Raw genomic sequence first — 17,417 nt, forward strand, 5'->3', positions numbered from 1 at the left:
GTAAATGGGTTTTTTAGGCATAAAAAAAGAGGAGCTAAGCCCCCCTTTTTCATGCAATTTACGCTACTAGCCGTCGAGTTCCGCAAGCACTGCATCACGAATTTCTTCCACTCCACCAACACCAGGAACGCAATGATAAGCGGGTGAGTTGTCTCCAACCATGTTTTGGTAGAAGTCGATTAAAGGACTGGTTTGGGAATGGTAAACCTCCAAACGTTTGCGCACCGTGGCTTCCTGATCGTCTTCACGTTGCACCAGAGCTTCGTTTGTTTCGTCATCCAGCCCTTCCTGCTGAGGCGGATTGTAGCGCACGTGATAGACGCGTCCAGAGCCGGGATGGACTCTGCGGCCACTCAGCCGGGCCACGATATCTTCGTCTTCAACGGCGATTTCGACGACATGATCAATAGAAACTCCGGCTTCTACCATCGCCTGTGCCTGCGGAATAGTGCGAGGAAATCCATCAAAGAGAAAGCCGTTAGCGCAATCATCTTCGGTGATACGTTCTTTCACCAAGCCGATAATAATATCGTCAGAAACAAGACCGCCTGCGTCCATCACTTCCTTCGCCTGCAAACCTAATTCTGTTTGGGCTTTTACCGCTGCTCGAAGCATGTCACCGGTAGATATTTGCGGAATGCCGAACTTTCCCGTGATGTACTGGGCCTGTGTTCCCTTGCCTGCGCCGGGGGCGCCCAACAAAATCAATCGCATTGGCGAGTTTCCTCGTTTGTGAATGGATGCGGTCTAGCCGCTTCGCAATATAGGTGAAAATGGGTATTTTGAAGGCCAGTAACCATACACAGCGCGCATTTAGGTTACAACCCCTACCTCAGGTAAGTATCAGAGGGCTTTTGCCCTTTCCCAAAGTGAATCCAGCGCAGTCTCATCAAGTTCATGAAGAGGTGTTTCAGCTTTAGCTGCCATCAATTCCATTGCCCTGAAACGCTGTTCAAATTTACTGGAGGATTCTCTTAAAGTGGCTTCGGCATCTAGCTTTAAGTGCCTGCTCAAATTAACGCAGGAAAAGAGCACATCACCCATTTCCTCGCGGACTGCTGCTGCATTATCATTGCCAATAGCCGTGCGCAGTTCTTCTAACTCCTCTTCCAGCTTTTGCATAACTGAGCCGATTTCATGCCAATCAAAACCCACCGCAGCGGCTCGCTTTTGTAATTTCTGCGCCCGAGGCAAGGCCGGCAGCGCTACCGGCACGTCTGCCAGCACACCATGCTGTTCTCTCGCACTGCGTTCCTGTTGCTTTATTGCCTCCCAGCTAGCATTTACATCATCAACACTGACGGAGCCATTGGCGACGCCTTCAATTTCCCCGGCGGCAAACACATGAGGGTGGCGGCGCACAAGCTTTTCTACCAGGGTATTAACTACTTGTTCAAAATTGAACAAGCCCTGCTCGCTACCCAACTGGGCGTAAAACACCACCTGGAACATAACATCGCCCAACTCTTCACCAACGTGGTGATAATCCTCCTGTTCTATGGCGCTTGCCAACTCATAGCACTCTTCAAGAGTGGAGGGAACAATGGACTTGAAATCTTGTTTCAAATCCCAGGGGCAGCCGTGTTTTGGGTCGCGCAGGCGCTCCATGACCCGCAGGAGATCAGCGATTGAATACCGCGGTGTGGACAAAGCTTTATTCATTCACTGACTCTGGCAGCTGCAATAACGTTGTTCAAGCGATTAATCCTCTCCAGCAGCTTGGACAGTGAGCCGAGGTTCGGTACCTCGACTCGCAATCGCATAGTCGCGGTATGGCTCTTTTTATTAGTCTGGGTATTGATCGTAAGAACATTGATGTGGGCATTAGCAAACAGTCCTGTAATATCTCGCAACAGACCATGCCGATCATAGGCTTCAATTGAAACATCAACTTCGTAATTATCAGTCGGGGAGCGGCCCCACTCAACATCGATAACCCGTTCAGGTTGGGCATCCGCCAATTGAACCAGGCGAGCACAGTCGCTACGGTGAATGCTCACGCCCCGCCCCTGAGTAATAAAACCGGTAATTGCATCCCCAGGCAGTGGCTTGCAGCAGCCTGCCATATGGTTGAGCAGATTACCCACGCCCTGGACCTGAACTTCGCCGCGATGACGGGTAGCGCCCGGGCGGGCAAGCTTAAGCTGGGGTTCCTGTCTTCGCTCAATTAGCCCTTGAGCCGCATTAAGCACTTGCGCCGAAGACAAATCACCAGAACCGATTGCGGCATACATGTCCTCCACTTTATTCATTTGTACCTTTCTCGCGATTCGTCGATAGTCGACGCTCGTCAGTGCGAGGCGCTTGAATTCACGATCCAGGAGGTGGCGGCCGGCGTCCACGTTTTCCTCCCTCGCCTGTGCCCGGAACCAGTGCTGTACCTTGGCTCTCGCCCTGGAAGTACGCAGGTAACCCAGACCCGGTTGTACCCAGTCTCTTTTAGGGATTCCTTCTTTGCTGGTGAGGATCTCTACTCTTTCTCCGGTGCGCAATGAGTAGGTCAGCGGCACAATAGAACCGTTGACTTTAGCGCCACGACATCGATGTCCAACTTCGGTATGGACGTGATAGGCAAAATCCAGAGGCGTGGCGCCGTGCGCCAGATTGACAACATCCCCATCCGGGGTAAAAACATACACTCTATCCTGCGCCACATCGAAACTGAATTGCTCGGCGACATCACCACTGTCGCCGGTTTCCTCATGCCAATCCAGAACTTGACGCAGCCAGGCAATTTTCTCTTCATAGCTGCTGGCCATGCCAGGGGTAGAGTCCGACCCTTTGTAGCGCCAATGCGCACAAACACCCAATTCTGCCTCTTCATGCATTTGTCGAGTGCGTATCTGTACTTCCAGAATTTTACCCTCAGGACCAATTACCGCAGTGTGCAGGGAGCGATAACCGTTCTCTTTGGGACTGGCGATATAGTCATCGAACTCATTAGGAATATTACGCCACAGGCCATGCACTAAACCGAGGGTGGCATAACAATCTTTGATTTCTGGCACCAGAATACGCACCGCGCGAATATCATAGACTTGCGAGAAACCAATCCCTTTGCGCTGCATTTTTCGCCATATGCTGTAGATGTGTTTAGCCCGGCCTTCAATTTCGAACTCCAGGCCGGCTTGCTGTAAAACACCGGTCAGCAATGCTTTAACCTCAGCGATAAACTGATCGCGTTCTAGTCGTTTGCCGTCCAGCAAACGTGCGATTTTGCGATAGGCATCGGCGTATATGTAACGAAAGGATAGATCTTCCAACTCCCACTTCAAATGCCCAATACCCAACCGGTGGGCCAAGGGGGCATAGACGTCAAACACTTCCCTTGCTATGGGTTCCCGACGGTCTTCATCGTCTTTGACCGCGCGAATAGCGCATGTGCGTTCCGCTAACTTGATCAGCGCAACCCTAACGTCATCGACCAGGGCTATGAGCATCTTGCGCACATTGTCTTTTTGCGCGTGTGCCTGGCCAAGTACCGGCTGGTCCTGCTGCGGGCGTAGATCTCCGATCGCGGCCATTCGCAGCACCCCGCGCAGCAAACTGGCGACACCCGCGCCAAAGCGCTCCTCAACCTCAGGGATTTCTATCCGTTTTTCGCGCACCGTCCGATACAACATGCCGGCCAGCAAACAGTCAGTGCCGACGTGCAACTCAGCAAGAATAAGAACGACATCAAGTCCCGCCCTGAAGCAGTCGCTTTCGCTGGCCCAGTCATTCTGGTCTTCACCAGGCCCTTCAGACAATGCTCGCACCAGCTCAGCAGTGGCAAGCAACTTCTCATGCTCTCCAGAATCGACATTGGGGGGGAGACTACCCAACCAAACCTCAAGATCGACCTCATGGCGACCGGACTCGTGGTGTGATTGATGCCTAACCTGGACCACGCTAACCCCCTGTAAATACGCCGGTAGACAGATAGCGATCGCCTCGATCGCAAATGATCGCCACGATGACAGCGTCCTCCAGTTCCTGTGATAGACGCAGTGCCGCGACGACAGAACCGCCAGAGGATACGCCACAAAAAATGCCCTCTTCCGCCGCCAGGCGACGCATCATGTGCTCAGAATCTGACTGCGATATATCCATGACCCGATCCACTCTTGCAGCGTCAAATATTGACGGCAAGTAAGCTTCTGACCAGCGACGAATACCAGGGATACTGGAACCGTCTTCAGGTTGCAGCCCGACGATTTGAATTTCAGGGTTTTGCTGCTTCAGGTAAGCTGAGCAACCCATGATCGTTCCCGTAGTCCCCATGGAGCTCACAAAATGGGACACGGTGCCGTTTGTTTGCTGCCAAATCTCAGGTCCTGTCGACGTCAAATGGGCAAGGGGATTGTCCGCGTTGGCAAATTGGTCCAATACCCGACCCTCTCCACGTTCCTGCATCGCCATAGCGAGATCACGAGCGCCCTCCATACCTTCGCCCTGGCTCACTTCTATTAGGACGGCGCCATAAGCAGACATGGCCCGTTTACGCTCGTCGCTCATGTGAGCAGGCATGATTAACAACAAGCGATATCCGCGAATGGCAGCGGCCATTGCAAGCGCGATACCGGTATTGCCACTGGTGGCCTCGATAAGAGTATCGCCGGGGCGGATATCGCCCCTGGCTTCCGCCTGCACTATCATGCTCAATGCAGGGCGATCCTTAACTGAACCGGCGGGATTAGTCCCCTCCAGCTTAAGCAGGATCGTGTTGCTGGTCTCTCCCTGCATACGCTGTAGTCGCACCAGCGGCGTGTTACCTACGCAGGCTTCAATAGTCGGATAATCGCGCATATTTCCTCAGCATCCTCTCGCCGGTGGGCAGTGTAACTTGTCAGGTAACGCCGTGCATTGTAGTGAACGAATTTGTAAGAAAACAGCGGAAAAAAAACGTCAGGCAAGCACCGCAAAAGCGATCACACAGTTCACTTCATCCGCCAGACTGAGCGCCACTCTGGAGCCTCCCCTTTGGCCAGCCACTCGCAAGGCGCCGCCGCTAAGCTCAACGTAAGGTGCACCATTATCATCGTGAGTGATACGGATATCCTGCCAGCTAACACCCCGCCCAATGCCAGTTCCAAGTGACTTGGCTACCGCCTCTTTGGCAGCGAAGCGCTTTGCCAGCAGATTGATCGGGCGGGCACTCGCCGCGTATTCCTCCCGTTCTCCGGGCGTCAGAATACGTTCTACAAAACGATCACCTTGACGCTTTACCACGTCCTCGACGCGCTCAAAATTCAGGATGTCAGTTCCCACTGCAATCATTGGCTTTCTCCGCCCTGCGGGCTACGACCGTGAAACAAATCCCTGCTCTTCAACGGCTCACTACCGAGATACTGTGACAGGACCTCACGCATCAACCGGCGGGCGACACTGCGCGCCTCCCCGCCATATTTGCCTTGAGACAGGAGCAAGAGCTCCGCTCCCGAATAGGCTGGCCGAGCCGGATTTGCGCCCTTCACACCGGCAACCAGGCCACAATCGGGGCTGAAATGATACCAGCCGTCCTCGCTAATTGCTTCACCGCTCAGGCCATCCTCAGCCAGAGAAAAACCGTAGCCCAACTCATCCAGCAGCCCCAGTTCAAAGCGCCGCAAACAGACCTCAACCTGCTCTGCATCACCCAACTCACCGAGCGCTGTGCCATAGTTGGCGAACAGCTGCGGATGAGGGTCGTGACGATGTAAAAGGCGCATCAATAACTCATTGATATACATGCCGCTAAACAAGCGCTCACCGCGCAATTGAGGCGCCACCCCGGCGGGCTCTACATGGGTCAGGGTTTTCATTTCGCTGCGCCCTGAAAATGATAGCAACAGCGGAATGAAAGGTTGTAACAAAGCAACACTGCTGCCGCCTTTAGAGCGCCGGCGCGCTCCCTTACTCACCAGGCTCAGACGACCATGTTCAGCACAGAACACCTCAAGGATCAAACTGCTGTCTCGGTAGGGACGGCTGTGAAGTATATAGCTGGGTTGCAAGCTGACACGCATAGCAGACGACTCAGGTGTCGTCGTAGCCCAGACTGCGCAGGGCACGCTCGTCGTCAGACCAGCCACTTTTCACCTTGACCCAGAGGCGCAACATAACCTTGCAGTCAAACAAGCGTTCCATATCCACCCGCGCTTCGGTGCCAATAGAACGAAGTCGCGCTCCTTTCTCACCAATAATAATTCTTTTCTGCCCCTCACGTTCAACCAGGATTAGTGCCGATATATGGGCGATCTCGTTGTCCAGGCCAAACTCCTCAATTTCCACCGCTACCGAATAAGGCAGCTCATCTCCCAACTGGCGCGTAATTTTTTCACGGACTATTTCAGCGGCGAGGAAACGCTGACTGCGGTCGGTAATTTGGTCTTCCGGGTAAAAGTGCTCAGACTCAGGCATGTACTTAAGAATTTCCTGCTCCAGCATATCAACGTTGCGCTGACGCAATGCCGATACCGGCACTATGGCCTCAAACTCCCCTCGGTCCGCTAATTCCTGTAGATGAGGCAGCAGTATGTTTTTGTCCTCCAGCAGGTCTACCTTATTGACGACCAGCAAAGTGGGAATTCTCGTCCGCTGCACCTGTTCCAGAACCATCTGGTCTTCTTCAGTCCACGCAGTGCGATCAATCAGGAACAAAATCAGATCCACGTGTTTGATGGCGGAACTGGCTGCCCGATTCATATAGCGATTGATCGCTTTTTCCTCGACTTTATGCAGCCCGGGGGTATCGACAAAAATGACCTGGGAGTCGTTCTCAGTTTTGATGCCAAGCACCTGGTGTCGGGTAGTCTGGGGTTTGCGGGAGGTGATGCTGATTTTTTGCCCCAGTATATGATTAAGCAAGGTGGACTTACCCACATTAGGGCGACCCACGATAGCGACATAACCACAGCGTTTACTCTGACTTGCCATGTGTCTCCAGCCTCGCGAGGGCGGTTCGAGCAGCGGCCTGCTCGGCTTTACGCCGACTGCTCCCATCTCCCTCGACGACCAGCACCGGCTTGGCGATGCGGCAAGCAACATAAAACTGCTGTTCGTGGTCCTCACCGACCACCCCCAATAATTCGTATTCGGGCAAAGGGCTTCGGCGGCCCTGCAAATACTCCTGCAACAGGGTTTTGGCATCTTTATCTGCGCCATCGAGGCTTAGCAAATCCAGGCGTTCCCGAAACCAGGTCAGCACACAATTGCGACAGGCCGCGACATCTGAGTCAATTAAAATGGCTCCAGCCACTGCCTCCAATCCGTCGGCGAGAATAGAACCTCGCCGTTTGCCGCCGCTCTTGCGCTCACCAGGTCCCAGTAAAAGATGCTCTCCCAGGTCCAACTCCCTGGCGACCTCGGCCAAGGTGTCTCCTTTGACCAGGGACGCTCGCATGCGGCTCATATCACCTTCTCGGGCATCGGGAAATTGACGGTATAGGGCTTCGGCAATGATGTGGTTGACGATAGAGTCACCGAGAAACTCAAGGCGCTCGTTATTACGCCCACCGACGCTACGATGCGTCAGCGCGAGTTGCAGCAGGCTCTTGTCGGCAAACTGGTAGCCCAGCGCTCGTTGCAAGCGCTCCGAATTTGCCTGCTGGTCGGTCACTTGGCGTTGGGCTGCCCCGCCACAAAGAGCAGGTCATTAAAGTTTAAAACAGCATCAATGCGGCCGGCGATCGGAATTCGAGCTTCATAACTGGCATCAATGAACGTTTTGCCCTTTTCGCGATAAACCTCTACGTCACCGATTTTTATCGCGTAAATTTGATTGGTGTTGAACAGCTTATCGAGCCTCCGACGCACTTGACCGACAGTTGTAGTACCAGGCTGGTGCTCAGCTGCGACCTGGGAAACGATGTCTTTAATCGTAAAGTATTCCGAGTAATGCGGTACCATTTTGACAAAACACATCACGTAAAAACCAAGCATGATTGCGATAGCCAGCATTCCTGGTATCGACATCCCTTTCTGATGCTGCAGTGAGCGCATATCCCTACCCCCCAATTAAATTATTATTCTCATTCTATCAAGCCCACCCGGCTGAAGCTGGGCACGCTGAGGAACGAGTCCCAATGCATCCATATTGCAAAGGCCTTGCCTACTATATCCTTTTCTGGCACCTGACCCCAAACCCGGGAGTCTGAACTGTTATCACGATTATCGCCCATCATGAAATAGTGCCCTGGCTTAACCACTACCGAAAAGTTACTGGGCATGCGGGCCTCGTCGACCTGCATGAGGTGATTGGCATCGCCTAACTGCTCCAGTCCCAGCCGATAACGGGTATTGATGCCAGGGGCAATCGCCAGCTCTTCGCGTCCTATAGCCTTGCCATTAACGAACAAGCGCTTGTTGCGATAACTGACAGTATCACCCGGCAATCCCACTACTCGCTTGATGTAATAGGTCTCATTCATATGCGGAGGAAAAAACACCATGACATCACCACGCTGCGGCTCGTTCAAATCCAGCACCTTAGTGCGTGTCACCGGTAGACGAATGCCATAGTTGAACTTGTTGACCAGAATATAGTCGCCAACCTGCAGGGTGGGCACCATAGACGACGAGGGGATTTGAAAAGGCTCCACAAGGAATGAGCGGAGTACAAAGACGATAAACAGCACTGGAAAGAAAGAGCGTGCATACTCCACCAATATCGGCTCCGATGCCTGGTCTGCGACCCTGGCCTGGAACTGCTGCTGTTGCGGGTTTCCTTCTTTTTCCCAATTTGGATACTTGCCCTGTAATTCAGCAATAATTTTCTTGCGACCAGGCGCAAGAAACAAGCTATCCAGTAACCACACCAGCCCTGACCCACCGACCAGAATGACCAGGATAAGCGGAAAATCTATGGTTGCTCCACCCATTAGCCATCCACCTTGAGCACTGCCAGGAATGCCGACTGGGGAATTTCTACGTTGCCAACCTGTTTCATACGTTTTTTACCTGCTTTCTGCTTTTCCAGCAGTTTCTTTTTACGCGTAGCATCACCGCCGTAACATTTGGCCGTCACATTCTTGCGCAAAGCTTTCACGGTTTGCCGCGCCACAATTTTGCCACCAACGGCAGCCTGAATGGCGACATCGAACATTTGTCGGGGTATCAATTCTTTCATTTTTTCCGTCAACGCCCGGCCGCGATACTGCACGTGATCCTGATGCACAATAACCGCAAGTGCGTCCACCCTGTCACCGTTAATCAATACATCCAGTCGCGATAATCGGGCCGCCTCAAAGCGCTCAAAGCTGTAGTCGAGTGAAGCATAGCCACGGCTAACTGATTTGAGTCTGTCGAAGAAATCCAGTACCACCTCCGCCATCGGGATGTCATAAACAATCGACACCTGGGCGCCGAGGAATTGCATGTCTTTTTGCACGCCCCTTTTTTCCACGCACAAAGTAATCACATTGCCCAGATAGTCCTGGGGAACCAGGATATTACAGCGGGCAATAGGCTCACGCGTCTCTTCGATGTCGCCCACATCTGGCAAAGACGAGGGATTATCGACCCTGACCACGTCGCCATTCTTCTTCTGGATCTCGTAAATCACCGTCGGCGCAGTGGTGATCAAGTCGAGATTATACTCGCGCTCCAGACGCTCCTGAATGATCTCCATATGGAGCATGCCCAGAAATCCGCAGCGAAAGCCAAAACCCAGCGCGTCAGAACTTTCCGGCTCATAAAAAAGCGAGGCATCATTAAGGGTTAGTTTACCGAGCGCATCGCGAAAATCTTCGTAATCATCAGACGAAATTGTAAAAATACCCGCATAAACCTGCGGTTTTACCTGTTTGAAACCTGGAAGTGAGCCCACGTCCGGGCTCTTGTCGTGGACCAGCGTGTCGCCCACGGGAGCACCGTGGATGTCTTTGATCCCGGCAACGACAAACCCCACTTCTCCCGCTTGCAGGCAATCGGTCTCATGTCGTTTCGGTGTAAAGATGCCAACACTGTCGACCTGGTGAGCCTTGCCCAGAGACTTGGCTACGATTTTGTCACGCTTACGCAATACGCCCTGTTTAACCCTGACGAGGGAAACGACCCCGAGGTAGTTGTCAAACCAGGAATCGATAATCAATGCCTGCAGGGGGGCAGCGCGGTCACCTTCCGGAGATGGAATTTCCTCTACCAGGTATTCAAGTGCATCTTCTATCCCCATGCCTGACTTGGCGCTGACCGGGCAGGCATTACTGGAATCGATACCGATGATTTCCTCGATTTCCAGCTTTACCCGGTCAGGATCAGCCTGGGGTAGGTCCATTTTGTTGAGAATGGGAAGTACTTCGAGTCCTTGCTCTATGGCGGTGTAACAATTCGCTACGGATTGTGCCTCCACACCCTGTCCGGCATCGACAACCAGCAGGGCCCCCTCACAAGCGGCAAGGGAACGTGACACCTCGTAGGAAAAGTCCACGTGGCCGGGGGTATCGATAAAGTTGAGTTGATACACTTGCCCGTCACGAGCCCTGTAATCAAGCGTCACACTTTGGGCTTTAATCGTAATTCCACGCTCGCGCTCTATGTCCATGGAATCGAGCACCTGCTCGTCCATCTCCCTGGCACTGAGTCCACCGCAGTGTTGGATAAAACGGTCGGCCAGGGTCGACTTGCCATGATCGATATGGGCGATGATGGAAAAATTTCGGATGTGCTGGAGATCACTCACTCGTTCGGGCCCGGAAAAAGGTCAAGCGGCGACTCCGAAAGAGCCGCTGCAGAAAAACGCGCGATTGTACCCGAATCAGCTTGCGGTCGCTATCCATGCTCCGGCGGTAATCGATATCAATCCTTAAGCTTCAGGCCGATGAACATAGGAGACCCTCGGCGCATCAGGCGCAAAGGGACCGAGCTGCCACTGCTCAATCTATCCACAGCCTTGTCAAAGCTCGAAACCGACTTAACAGGCGTGCTGGCGATCAGGGTGATGATATCCCCGTGCATCACTCCCGCCTGCGCTGCCACGGAACCCGGCACCACCTCGCGGACCAGTACGCCACCGGCGAGTCCCGACCGCTCCAGAACCTCCTGTGGGGCCTCCTCAACGACCAATCCCAGACGGCCTCCCTGGTTTGCTCCGTCCCCTCCTGAGTTGAGGGTATAGCTGTCATCCGCATCCAATCCGCCGACTTCAACCTTGATGGTCTTGGATTTCCTGTCTCGCATCACTACCACCGGGACTCGGCTGCCCGGTGCGATCAAACCCACCACATGGGGCAGATCAGATGATGCCGGAATATCTTTACCGTCGAAGCTGATAATCACGTCACCTTCGCGCAGATCAGCGTCCGCCGCCGGACCACCGGGTGCCAGCTGCACTACCAAAGCTCCGCGAGGGCGTTCAAGACCGAAAGACTCCGCCAAATTTTTGTCCACATCCTGAATAGTCACACCAAGCCAGCCTCGGGTTACGCGACCACTTTCCTCGAGTTGAGCGACTACGTTACGTACCACGCTTACCGGGATAGCAAACGACAGCCCGATAGAGCCGCCACTGCGGGTGAATATCTGCGAGTTAACCCCAACCACTTCGCCTTCAAGGTTAAACAGGGGGCCGCCTGAGTTCCCAGGATTGATAGCTACGTCTGTTTGAATAAAAGGCACGTAATTTTCGCCAGCTTCCGTGGGTAAACTGCGTCCCTCTGCACTCACGATGCCTGCAGTCACTGAGTAGTCAAGGCCGAAGGGAGAGCCAATCGCCAGCACCCACTCCCCGACATCGAGATCATCATGGGGGGCAAGCTCAAGTACGGGCAGCTTACTGGCATCAACCCTGAGCAAGGCGAGGTCGCTGCGGGGGTCTGTTCCCACAACCTGGGCATCGAACTCCCGACGATCACTCATCCGCACCAGAACGCTATCAGCTCCTTCAACGACGTGGTTGTTAGTCACGATTAAGCCGTCCTCTGAAATAACAAACCCTGAACCCATACCCATACGCTGACGGGGTGTTTGAGGCCCCCCTCGAAATTCGAAGAAGCGGCGCAAATACTCGGGCATTTCCTCAGGACCAGGCTGCGCCTGACCGGGCCGGGGACCGCTCGCTTCGACGATAATCTTCACCACCGCCGGAGAACTTTGCTTAACGATATCTGTGAAATCGGGGAGTTGAGCGGCGCTAGCGGCTCGCCCGGTTAACAACAGGGCTATAAACAGCGTGATGTATATCAGTCTTGATAATAAAGTCATTGGTAAATCCGCAATCAGGGAAATGGGATGATGTCACGCAATGCAGGGGTCAACCGAACCGCACTGCCTCGGTGCCATGGTGTAAAACTTTGACAAGCGTTGGCTGCAGATTCTTGTCATCGCGATGCCGGTGAGCGTGCAAGCGCACCAGCACAAACCCTAGTGTAATACCCGCTACCGCGCCAAGCGCACTACCCAGGTCAACATTAGTGGACAACAATTTGGCGCCCAGTGCTGCACTGGCCAACATCAGCAGCAAAGGCAAAATATAAACCACCATGGACCCGCGTAAAATCACTGCCTCAGGTATCGATATGCTTACTTCGTCGTCTACCCGGCAGTCCTGCGGATTAATGCCGCCAGGCAAAGCCCTGATGAGAGAGCGATGACCTTCTGATATCCGGTTGAGCAAACCGTGTCCACAGCCCTTTTGTGCTGCGCAACTTCCGCAGGTGGTCTTGCGGATGGTTTCTACCCATACGGCATCCGTTTCAACCGCAACTACACGACCAGTCTCTAGCAGCATGTCAACGCACCCATTTGACGGAGTCAGCGACCATTCTTGCAGTATTCACTGGCACCTCGCCCACCACTGTCACCAGCACAGGGTCTCCAGACAAGGCCATACCCCGACTATAAGATGTGGTGCTGCCTGCTTGGACCACCCCTTCACCAGGGCGAATTTCACGGTCGAGTGCCTCAATAAATACCGAGAACACGGCCAAGCCGTCGGTATAAGTTTTACGCCCTGCATTACGCTGCTGTGAATCGGTTGCCATAAAACCGCTGGGCAACCACTTCACATCCCAGCCATATCCTGCAGCAGATACCTGCGGCGCATTGTGCCCCGGCACGGGGTGCTGTGCCTCATGCACGAGGTTTGCATCTGCCCCCTCAAGGTCTTTGCCTTTGTACGACAAGTCGGCAAACTGGAATTTTTCCAACACTTTATCCCCACGCCCCATGGTTGCCGTCTTAAGTAACAGGCCAGTCCGGCGGTCCAATTCCATGACGTAGCCATAGCGATACATATCACCGGGCGCAACAATAATGCGAACGGCTTTACGGCCAGCAACCCGTTCACCGTCAGTGACACTAAACCGATAGTGCTCGGCCACACCGCATTCACCGGCGCTGATATCGTCGCCTATGCGCAGCAGCTTATGCCCGGGATGAATACAGTCCAAGGGGTGTTCAGCGCGCACAACTTTGGCACCCTGCCCCGTAAGCTGCGTCATGCTCTCAGTGGTGGTGCCATCGGTAACGGAGTGAGAAACCTGCATTACCTGCATGTCTTCCTCCCCCCTTTGAAAAGTAACAACGCCGTGATAGTTCACCTGATGAACGCTGCGAGACATCTTATCGAGCCATTTGATCGCTTCACTGTCGGCGCCGGGGCAGGCCGCGGAGGCAGCGAGCGATGCAAGCATCAGAAAGACACCGAGCGCGCCCGCGCTAAGCCATTTAATGTATCGCAAAAGAGTCACCGATAATCTACTCGCGAATCTCCGGCACCCGGGCGAATGGAATTAGCCCGTGAGGTGAATTGAGAGCGGAGTGTTCAGCATGTTCCTGCATGTACATTTGCATACGCTGACGCGCCAATTCCTTATAGGCAGTTCGTGCCGCAGGCTGCAAGACGGGTATCGCCTCTGTGCCATAACTCGCTTGCACTGTTGTCGCTCCCAGACTATTGACCAAGCCCACGGGAGAGGCACCTGAAGCAGCGACAGGGCCGCCACTGTATGGCTCTGCGCCACCAATCTGTGCAAGCTGCTGCCCACCAATGACCACGGTGGCTGCGACTGAAGCGGCGACCGCAAAACTGGCCATCGGACGAAACAGTCGTTGCTTCAAAGTTTCTCGAGTGACGCCGGACTCCACTTCAATAGCAGCCCTCACCCGGGATGAAATATCCAGTTGCATGTGACTGACGTCCTGACCCGACATGACTGCACGAGCGGCGTTATAACGCGCCCAGGTTGCCCGAAGCTCGGCATCGCTACCCACCTGCTTAAGCAGACGCTGCAACTCCAATTCATTGGCTTCGTTATCCATCAATGCGGATAATGATTCCCCCAACTGTTCACTCATTTCTTCATTCCTTCACACCCGTGGTGCGTTATCGATATATCGCCGATATTCCAAACTGTTTTTGTCAGTCAAGTCACGTTGCGTCGACCTGTTCTCGTACTTTGTTGTCTATCGCCTCTCGGGCTCGAAAAATTCTCGAGCGGACTGTGCCCACCGGACAATCCATTATGTCTGCGATGTCCTCGTAACTGAGACCGTCAAACTCCCGTAAAGTTACCGCGGTTCGCAAGTCGTCCGGTAAATCGCTAATCGCTGCCTCAACCACCTGCTTAAGCTCTGCGCCAAACAGTGCATTTTCAGGCGTTTCTATATCCCTGAGCGCTGCACCGCCCTCGTAATACTCAGCATCTTCTACGTCCACATCAGATCCCGGCGGTCTGCGAGAACGGGATACCAGATGGTTCTTGGCGGTATTCACCGCGATGCGGTACAGCCACGTATAAAACTGACTGTCACCCCGAAATTTCGGCAACGCTCTATAAGCCTTGATAAAAGCTTCCTGGGCTACGTCCTGCACCTCGTCTGCATCATGCACGTAACGACCGATCAGGCTGAAGATCTTGTGCTGGTACTTTAATACCAGCAAGTCGAAAGCTCGCGAATCACCTGTTTGCACTCTGGCCACGAGCTGCTGGTCCGTCTCGACAGCCGTCACTCCCCTAACCCCCTGTGGTCAGAGGCACCACTGCCCTGACTCTTATATACGTTCTGCCCAAATAGACCGTCAAAGCACACTGGAGTTCACTCGCTATCGGTGAATGGTTCAAAAATGCGGAAAATTGCCTTGGAATGAATTCCACCGTGAGATTTCCTTATTTCGCCAGAGGTCGTATATACTCGCCTGCGGCGTAGAGCCTGGACGCTAAGTCGTTGAGGCACATCATATATTTCACTCCCGAGCGCAGCAAGTGAACAAGACCGTGCCCCAGACCTACAAACACGATGTACTGATTATTGGCAGCGGGGCCGCCGGGCTCAGCCTCGCCCTGCATCTACCCTCCGACTGTCGGGTCGCCCTGCTTTCCAAGGCCGACCTGAATCAGGGGTCCACCTATTGGGCACAGGGCGGCATGGCCGCAGTGCTCCACGACAGGGACACGATAGACGCCCACGTTCAGGACACGCTCAGTGCGGGGGCAGGGTTATGCCAACGTAAGGCCGTTGAATTCACCGTGAGCAACAGCCGACGTTGCGTAGAATGGCTAGTGCAACAGGGAGTCGATTTTGACCTGCGCCAGGACCGGGCTGACGGCAAAGAATTTCACCTGGCAATGGAGGGTGGTCACAGTCACCGGAGAATCATTCATTCCGCCGACCGCACCGGCAGAGCGATTTCCGAGGTACTCACAGAGCAAGCCCTGGCAGCCGATAACATTGAGGTATTCACCCATCGGGTGGCTGTAGACCTGATCAGGGACGAAGATCGCTGCCACGGCGCCTATATTCTCAATCAAAAAACAGAGCGGGTAGATCTCTTCCAGGCTTCTGCGGTCGTGCTAGCGACCGGTGGAGCCAGTAAAGCCTATCTTTATACCAGCAATCCCGACGGTGCCAGCGGCGATGGAATCGCCATGGCTTGGCGGGCGGGATGTCGCGTAGCGAATTTGGAATTTAACCAGTTTCACCCCACCTGCCTATACCATCCGAAGGCCAAATCTTTTTTAGTAACCGAAGCAGTCAGGGGAGAAGGGGGCAAATTGTTACTCCCCGATGGCACTCGCTTCATGGAAAAATTCGATGAACGCGGTGAGTTGGCGCCCCGCGATGTAGTCGCCAGGGCGATAGACCACGAGATGAAACGACTGGGGGCGGACTGCCTGTTTCTGGACATTTCACACAAATCCAGAGAGTTTTTGGAGAGCCACTTCCCCACTGTCATGCAGCGCTGCAGCGAACTGGGCATAGATATGAGCGCTGAACCTATCCCGATTGTACCGGCGGCCCACTATACCTGCGGTGGTATTATTGTCGACACCGCTGGACGCACCGACCTGGTGGGACTATATGCTATTGGTGAAGCCTCTTCCACCGGCCTGCATGGCGCCAATCGTATGGCTTCGAACTCGCTGTTAGAGTGTATTGTGTACGCAGAATCTGCAGCTCAGGACATTGCTGCCAACCTCCCTGACCTACCCCAAACCGCCGTTAGCCACCCCTGGGACGAAAGCCAGGTAACCGACTCGGATGAAGACGTCGTTATTTCTCACAATTGGGACGAATTGCGTCGTTTTATGTGGGACTACGTCGGCATTGTGCGCACCAATAAACGCCTGGAACGAGCCCTGAACAGGGTCAACTTGCTGCAATCAGAGATCGCTGATTATTACGGCAATTACAAGGTTGGGAATGACCTCCTGGAACTGCGCAACCTGGCAATGGTGGCGGAGCTGATGATTCGCTGCGCCATCGAGAGACGGGAGAGCCGGGGTCTGCACTACACCCTCGACTACCCCAATCAGTTAGCTGAGGCAAAAGACACCATTTTGTCGCCATCAAACTCCCCGCTCAAGACGTAAGCGCACCCGCAGGCGCCGCAGGTCACAGGGAGGGGCGCTATCGTTGAAAAGCCAGGCCTGACCCAATTTTCCGGACGCGGACTGCCAGGCCATAAACGTCAACAAGGGCAGGCAATGCGCTCGGCGCAGGTCAACAGGTACCAACTGCCCGTCGGATTCAATGGTCCACTCTCCGCGCCGCCAACGGATGACCACACCAATGTGACGTTGCCGCCGGCTCCGCCAAAGGAGGAGCGCCAGCATAGGCGTCCAAGACACGACCACAATGGGGTAGCCGCCTCGCGCCAGTTCCCACAATGCCAGAACAACAGCAACGATGAAAAGGTACCTTACGCACTCATGCAGGGATGACTCAGCGATCGTCAGGTGAAGTGTGGGTGAAGTCGAGAATTTTTTTGACAATGAGTGCTAGCTCTCGGTCTTGTGGCTGCTCGCGACGCATAAACCACGCAAACAGGTCCTGGTCCTCGCTTAACATCAAGTCCTTGAAACGAATCCGGTCTGCTTCATCCAGAGTAGCGAAGCGAGACTGCACGAAAGGCTCCAGCACCAGATCCAGTTCCAACATGCCGCGTCTTGCAGCCCAGCGCATACGATTAAGTTCTTCGTCCGATACCATGCCAGTTACACACTCAAGTTTACACATCT

Annotated in this window: 19 protein-coding genes; 1 reads left to right on the forward strand and 18 read right to left on the reverse strand. The window is 53.9% G+C overall.

The features are described from left to right. Positions 1-66: 66 nt before the first annotated feature. The 16 genes from adk to rpoE all read right to left on the reverse strand — a co-directional run bounded on the left by adk (position 67) and on the right by rpoE (position 14,908). Positions 67-714, reverse strand: a complete 648-nt coding sequence (adk, locus tag EYC87_RS12475) for an adenylate kinase (protein WP_279253175.1) — start codon at positions 712-714, stop codon at positions 67-69. 129 nt (positions 715-843) lie between these two features. Then, positions 844-1,662 (reverse strand): nucleoside triphosphate pyrophosphohydrolase, encoded by an 819-nt coding sequence (mazG, locus tag EYC87_RS12480; RefSeq protein WP_279253176.1) that lies wholly within the window; start codon positions 1,660-1,662, stop codon positions 844-846. After that, the gene (relA, locus tag EYC87_RS12485; protein WP_279253177.1) at positions 1,659-3,890 is read right to left on the reverse strand and encodes a GTP diphosphokinase; all 2,232 of its coding nucleotides are present in this window, start codon (positions 3,888-3,890) and stop codon (positions 1,659-1,661) included. Before relA ends, mazG begins: the two co-directional genes overlap by 4 nt. A gap of 1 nt (position 3,891) precedes the next feature. Continuing rightward, on the reverse strand, positions 3,892-4,788 hold the full coding sequence (gene cysM, locus EYC87_RS12490; protein ID WP_279253178.1) for a cysteine synthase CysM: 897 nt from the start codon (positions 4,786-4,788) through the stop codon (positions 3,892-3,894). A 99-nt stretch (positions 4,789-4,887) separates the two neighbouring features. Next, complete coding sequence (acpS, locus tag EYC87_RS12495; RefSeq protein ID WP_279253179.1) at positions 4,888-5,259, reverse strand: holo-ACP synthase; 372 nt, start codon at positions 5,257-5,259, stop codon at positions 4,888-4,890. Then, positions 5,256-5,987 carry a DNA repair protein RecO gene (recO, locus tag EYC87_RS12500; RefSeq protein ID WP_279253180.1) on the reverse strand — a complete coding sequence of 244 codons (732 nt, stop codon included), beginning with the start codon at positions 5,985-5,987 and terminating at the stop codon, positions 5,256-5,258. The genes acpS and recO overlap by 4 nt, the downstream gene beginning before the upstream one ends. 10 nt (positions 5,988-5,997) lie before the next feature. Next, a complete protein-coding gene (gene era, locus EYC87_RS12505) occupies positions 5,998-6,897 on the reverse strand; it encodes a GTPase Era (protein WP_279253181.1) in 900 nt (299 codons plus the stop codon). Further along, complete coding sequence (gene rnc / locus EYC87_RS12510) at positions 6,881-7,579, reverse strand: ribonuclease III (protein ID WP_279253182.1); 699 nt, start codon at positions 7,577-7,579, stop codon at positions 6,881-6,883. The genes era and rnc overlap by 17 nt, the downstream gene beginning before the upstream one ends. Next, positions 7,576-7,962: a DUF4845 domain-containing protein gene (locus EYC87_RS12515; RefSeq protein WP_279253183.1), complete on the reverse strand. Its 387-nt coding sequence runs from the start codon at positions 7,960-7,962 to the stop codon at positions 7,576-7,578. Before EYC87_RS12515 ends, rnc begins: the two co-directional genes overlap by 4 nt. Before the next feature lie 29 nt (positions 7,963-7,991). Then, complete coding sequence (gene lepB, locus EYC87_RS12520) at positions 7,992-8,840, reverse strand: signal peptidase I (RefSeq protein ID WP_279253184.1); 849 nt, start codon at positions 8,838-8,840, stop codon at positions 7,992-7,994. Then, positions 8,840-10,639, reverse strand: coding sequence for a translation elongation factor 4 (gene lepA, locus EYC87_RS12525; protein WP_279253185.1), 1,800 nt, complete (start codon positions 10,637-10,639; stop codon positions 8,840-8,842). Before lepA ends, lepB begins: the two co-directional genes overlap by 1 nt. 116 nt (positions 10,640-10,755) lie before the next feature. After that, positions 10,756-12,159 (reverse strand): DegQ family serine endoprotease, encoded by a 1,404-nt coding sequence (locus tag EYC87_RS12530; protein ID WP_279253186.1) that lies wholly within the window; start codon positions 12,157-12,159, stop codon positions 10,756-10,758. A 49-nt stretch (positions 12,160-12,208) separates the two neighbouring features. Next, the gene (locus EYC87_RS12535; RefSeq protein WP_279253187.1) at positions 12,209-12,685 is read right to left on the reverse strand and encodes a SoxR reducing system RseC family protein; all 477 of its coding nucleotides are present in this window, start codon (positions 12,683-12,685) and stop codon (positions 12,209-12,211) included. Position 12,686: 1 nt separating this feature from the next. After that, positions 12,687-13,637 (reverse strand): MucB/RseB C-terminal domain-containing protein, encoded by a 951-nt coding sequence (locus EYC87_RS12540; protein WP_279253188.1) that lies wholly within the window; start codon positions 13,635-13,637, stop codon positions 12,687-12,689. 16 nt (positions 13,638-13,653) lie between these two features. Further along, the gene (locus EYC87_RS12545; RefSeq protein ID WP_279253189.1) at positions 13,654-14,253 is read right to left on the reverse strand and encodes a sigma-E factor negative regulatory protein; all 600 of its coding nucleotides are present in this window, start codon (positions 14,251-14,253) and stop codon (positions 13,654-13,656) included. A 73-nt stretch (positions 14,254-14,326) separates the two neighbouring features. Continuing rightward, positions 14,327-14,908 carry an RNA polymerase sigma factor RpoE gene (gene rpoE / locus EYC87_RS12550; RefSeq protein WP_040540847.1) on the reverse strand — a complete coding sequence of 194 codons (582 nt, stop codon included), beginning with the start codon at positions 14,906-14,908 and terminating at the stop codon, positions 14,327-14,329. 253 nt (positions 14,909-15,161) lie between these two features. On the opposite strand from rpoE, the gene nadB reads away from it, so the two are divergent. Then, complete coding sequence (gene nadB / locus EYC87_RS12555) at positions 15,162-16,769, forward strand: L-aspartate oxidase (RefSeq protein WP_279253190.1); 1,608 nt, start codon at positions 15,162-15,164, stop codon at positions 16,767-16,769. Here the strand turns inward: nadB and EYC87_RS12560 are convergent. Both EYC87_RS12560 and EYC87_RS12565 read right to left on the reverse strand, forming a co-directional pair. Next, positions 16,746-17,171, reverse strand: a complete 426-nt coding sequence (locus EYC87_RS12560) for a protein YgfX (protein WP_279253191.1) — start codon at positions 17,169-17,171, stop codon at positions 16,746-16,748. The two genes, nadB and EYC87_RS12560, sit on opposite strands and share 24 nt — an antisense overlap. Next, on the reverse strand, positions 17,122-17,388 hold the full coding sequence (locus EYC87_RS12565) for an FAD assembly factor SdhE (RefSeq protein WP_279253374.1): 267 nt from the start codon (positions 17,386-17,388) through the stop codon (positions 17,122-17,124). The genes EYC87_RS12560 and EYC87_RS12565 overlap by 50 nt, the downstream gene beginning before the upstream one ends. Positions 17,389-17,417: the final 29 nt, after the last annotated feature.

The organism is Candidatus Seongchinamella marina, assembly GCF_026262685.1.
GTDB classification, from domain to species: Bacteria; Pseudomonadota; Gammaproteobacteria; order Pseudomonadales; family Halieaceae; genus Halioglobus; species Halioglobus marinus.

Excerpts from the sequence above, each read along its gene's own strand:
- lepB (WP_279253184.1), bottom strand. The coding sequence starts at position 8,840 with ATGGGTGGAGCAACCATAGATTTTCCGCTTATCCTGGTCATTCTGGTC.
- mazG (WP_279253176.1), bottom strand. The coding sequence starts at position 1,662 with ATGAATAAAGCTTTGTCCACACCGCGGTATTCAATCGCTGATCTCCTG.
- EYC87_RS12530 (WP_279253186.1), bottom strand. The coding sequence starts at position 12,159 with ATGACTTTATTATCAAGACTGATATACATCACGCTGTTTATAGCCCTG.
- era (WP_279253181.1), bottom strand. The coding sequence starts at position 6,897 with ATGGCAAGTCAGAGTAAACGCTGTGGTTATGTCGCTATCGTGGGTCGC.
- EYC87_RS12545 (WP_279253189.1), bottom strand. The coding sequence starts at position 14,253 with ATGAGTGAACAGTTGGGGGAATCATTATCCGCATTGATGGATAACGAA.
- EYC87_RS12535 (WP_279253187.1), bottom strand. The coding sequence starts at position 12,685 with ATGCTGCTAGAGACTGGTCGTGTAGTTGCGGTTGAAACGGATGCCGTA.
- EYC87_RS12515 (WP_279253183.1), bottom strand. The coding sequence starts at position 7,962 with ATGCGCTCACTGCAGCATCAGAAAGGGATGTCGATACCAGGAATGCTG.
- adk (WP_279253175.1), bottom strand. The coding sequence starts at position 714 with ATGCGATTGATTTTGTTGGGCGCCCCCGGCGCAGGCAAGGGAACACAG.
- cysM (WP_279253178.1), bottom strand. The coding sequence starts at position 4,788 with ATGCGCGATTATCCGACTATTGAAGCCTGCGTAGGTAACACGCCGCTG.
- acpS (WP_279253179.1), bottom strand. The coding sequence starts at position 5,259 with ATGATTGCAGTGGGAACTGACATCCTGAATTTTGAGCGCGTCGAGGAC.
- recO (WP_279253180.1), bottom strand. The coding sequence starts at position 5,987 with ATGCGTGTCAGCTTGCAACCCAGCTATATACTTCACAGCCGTCCCTAC.
- EYC87_RS12565 (WP_279253374.1), bottom strand. The coding sequence starts at position 17,388 with ATGGTATCGGACGAAGAACTTAATCGTATGCGCTGGGCTGCAAGACGC.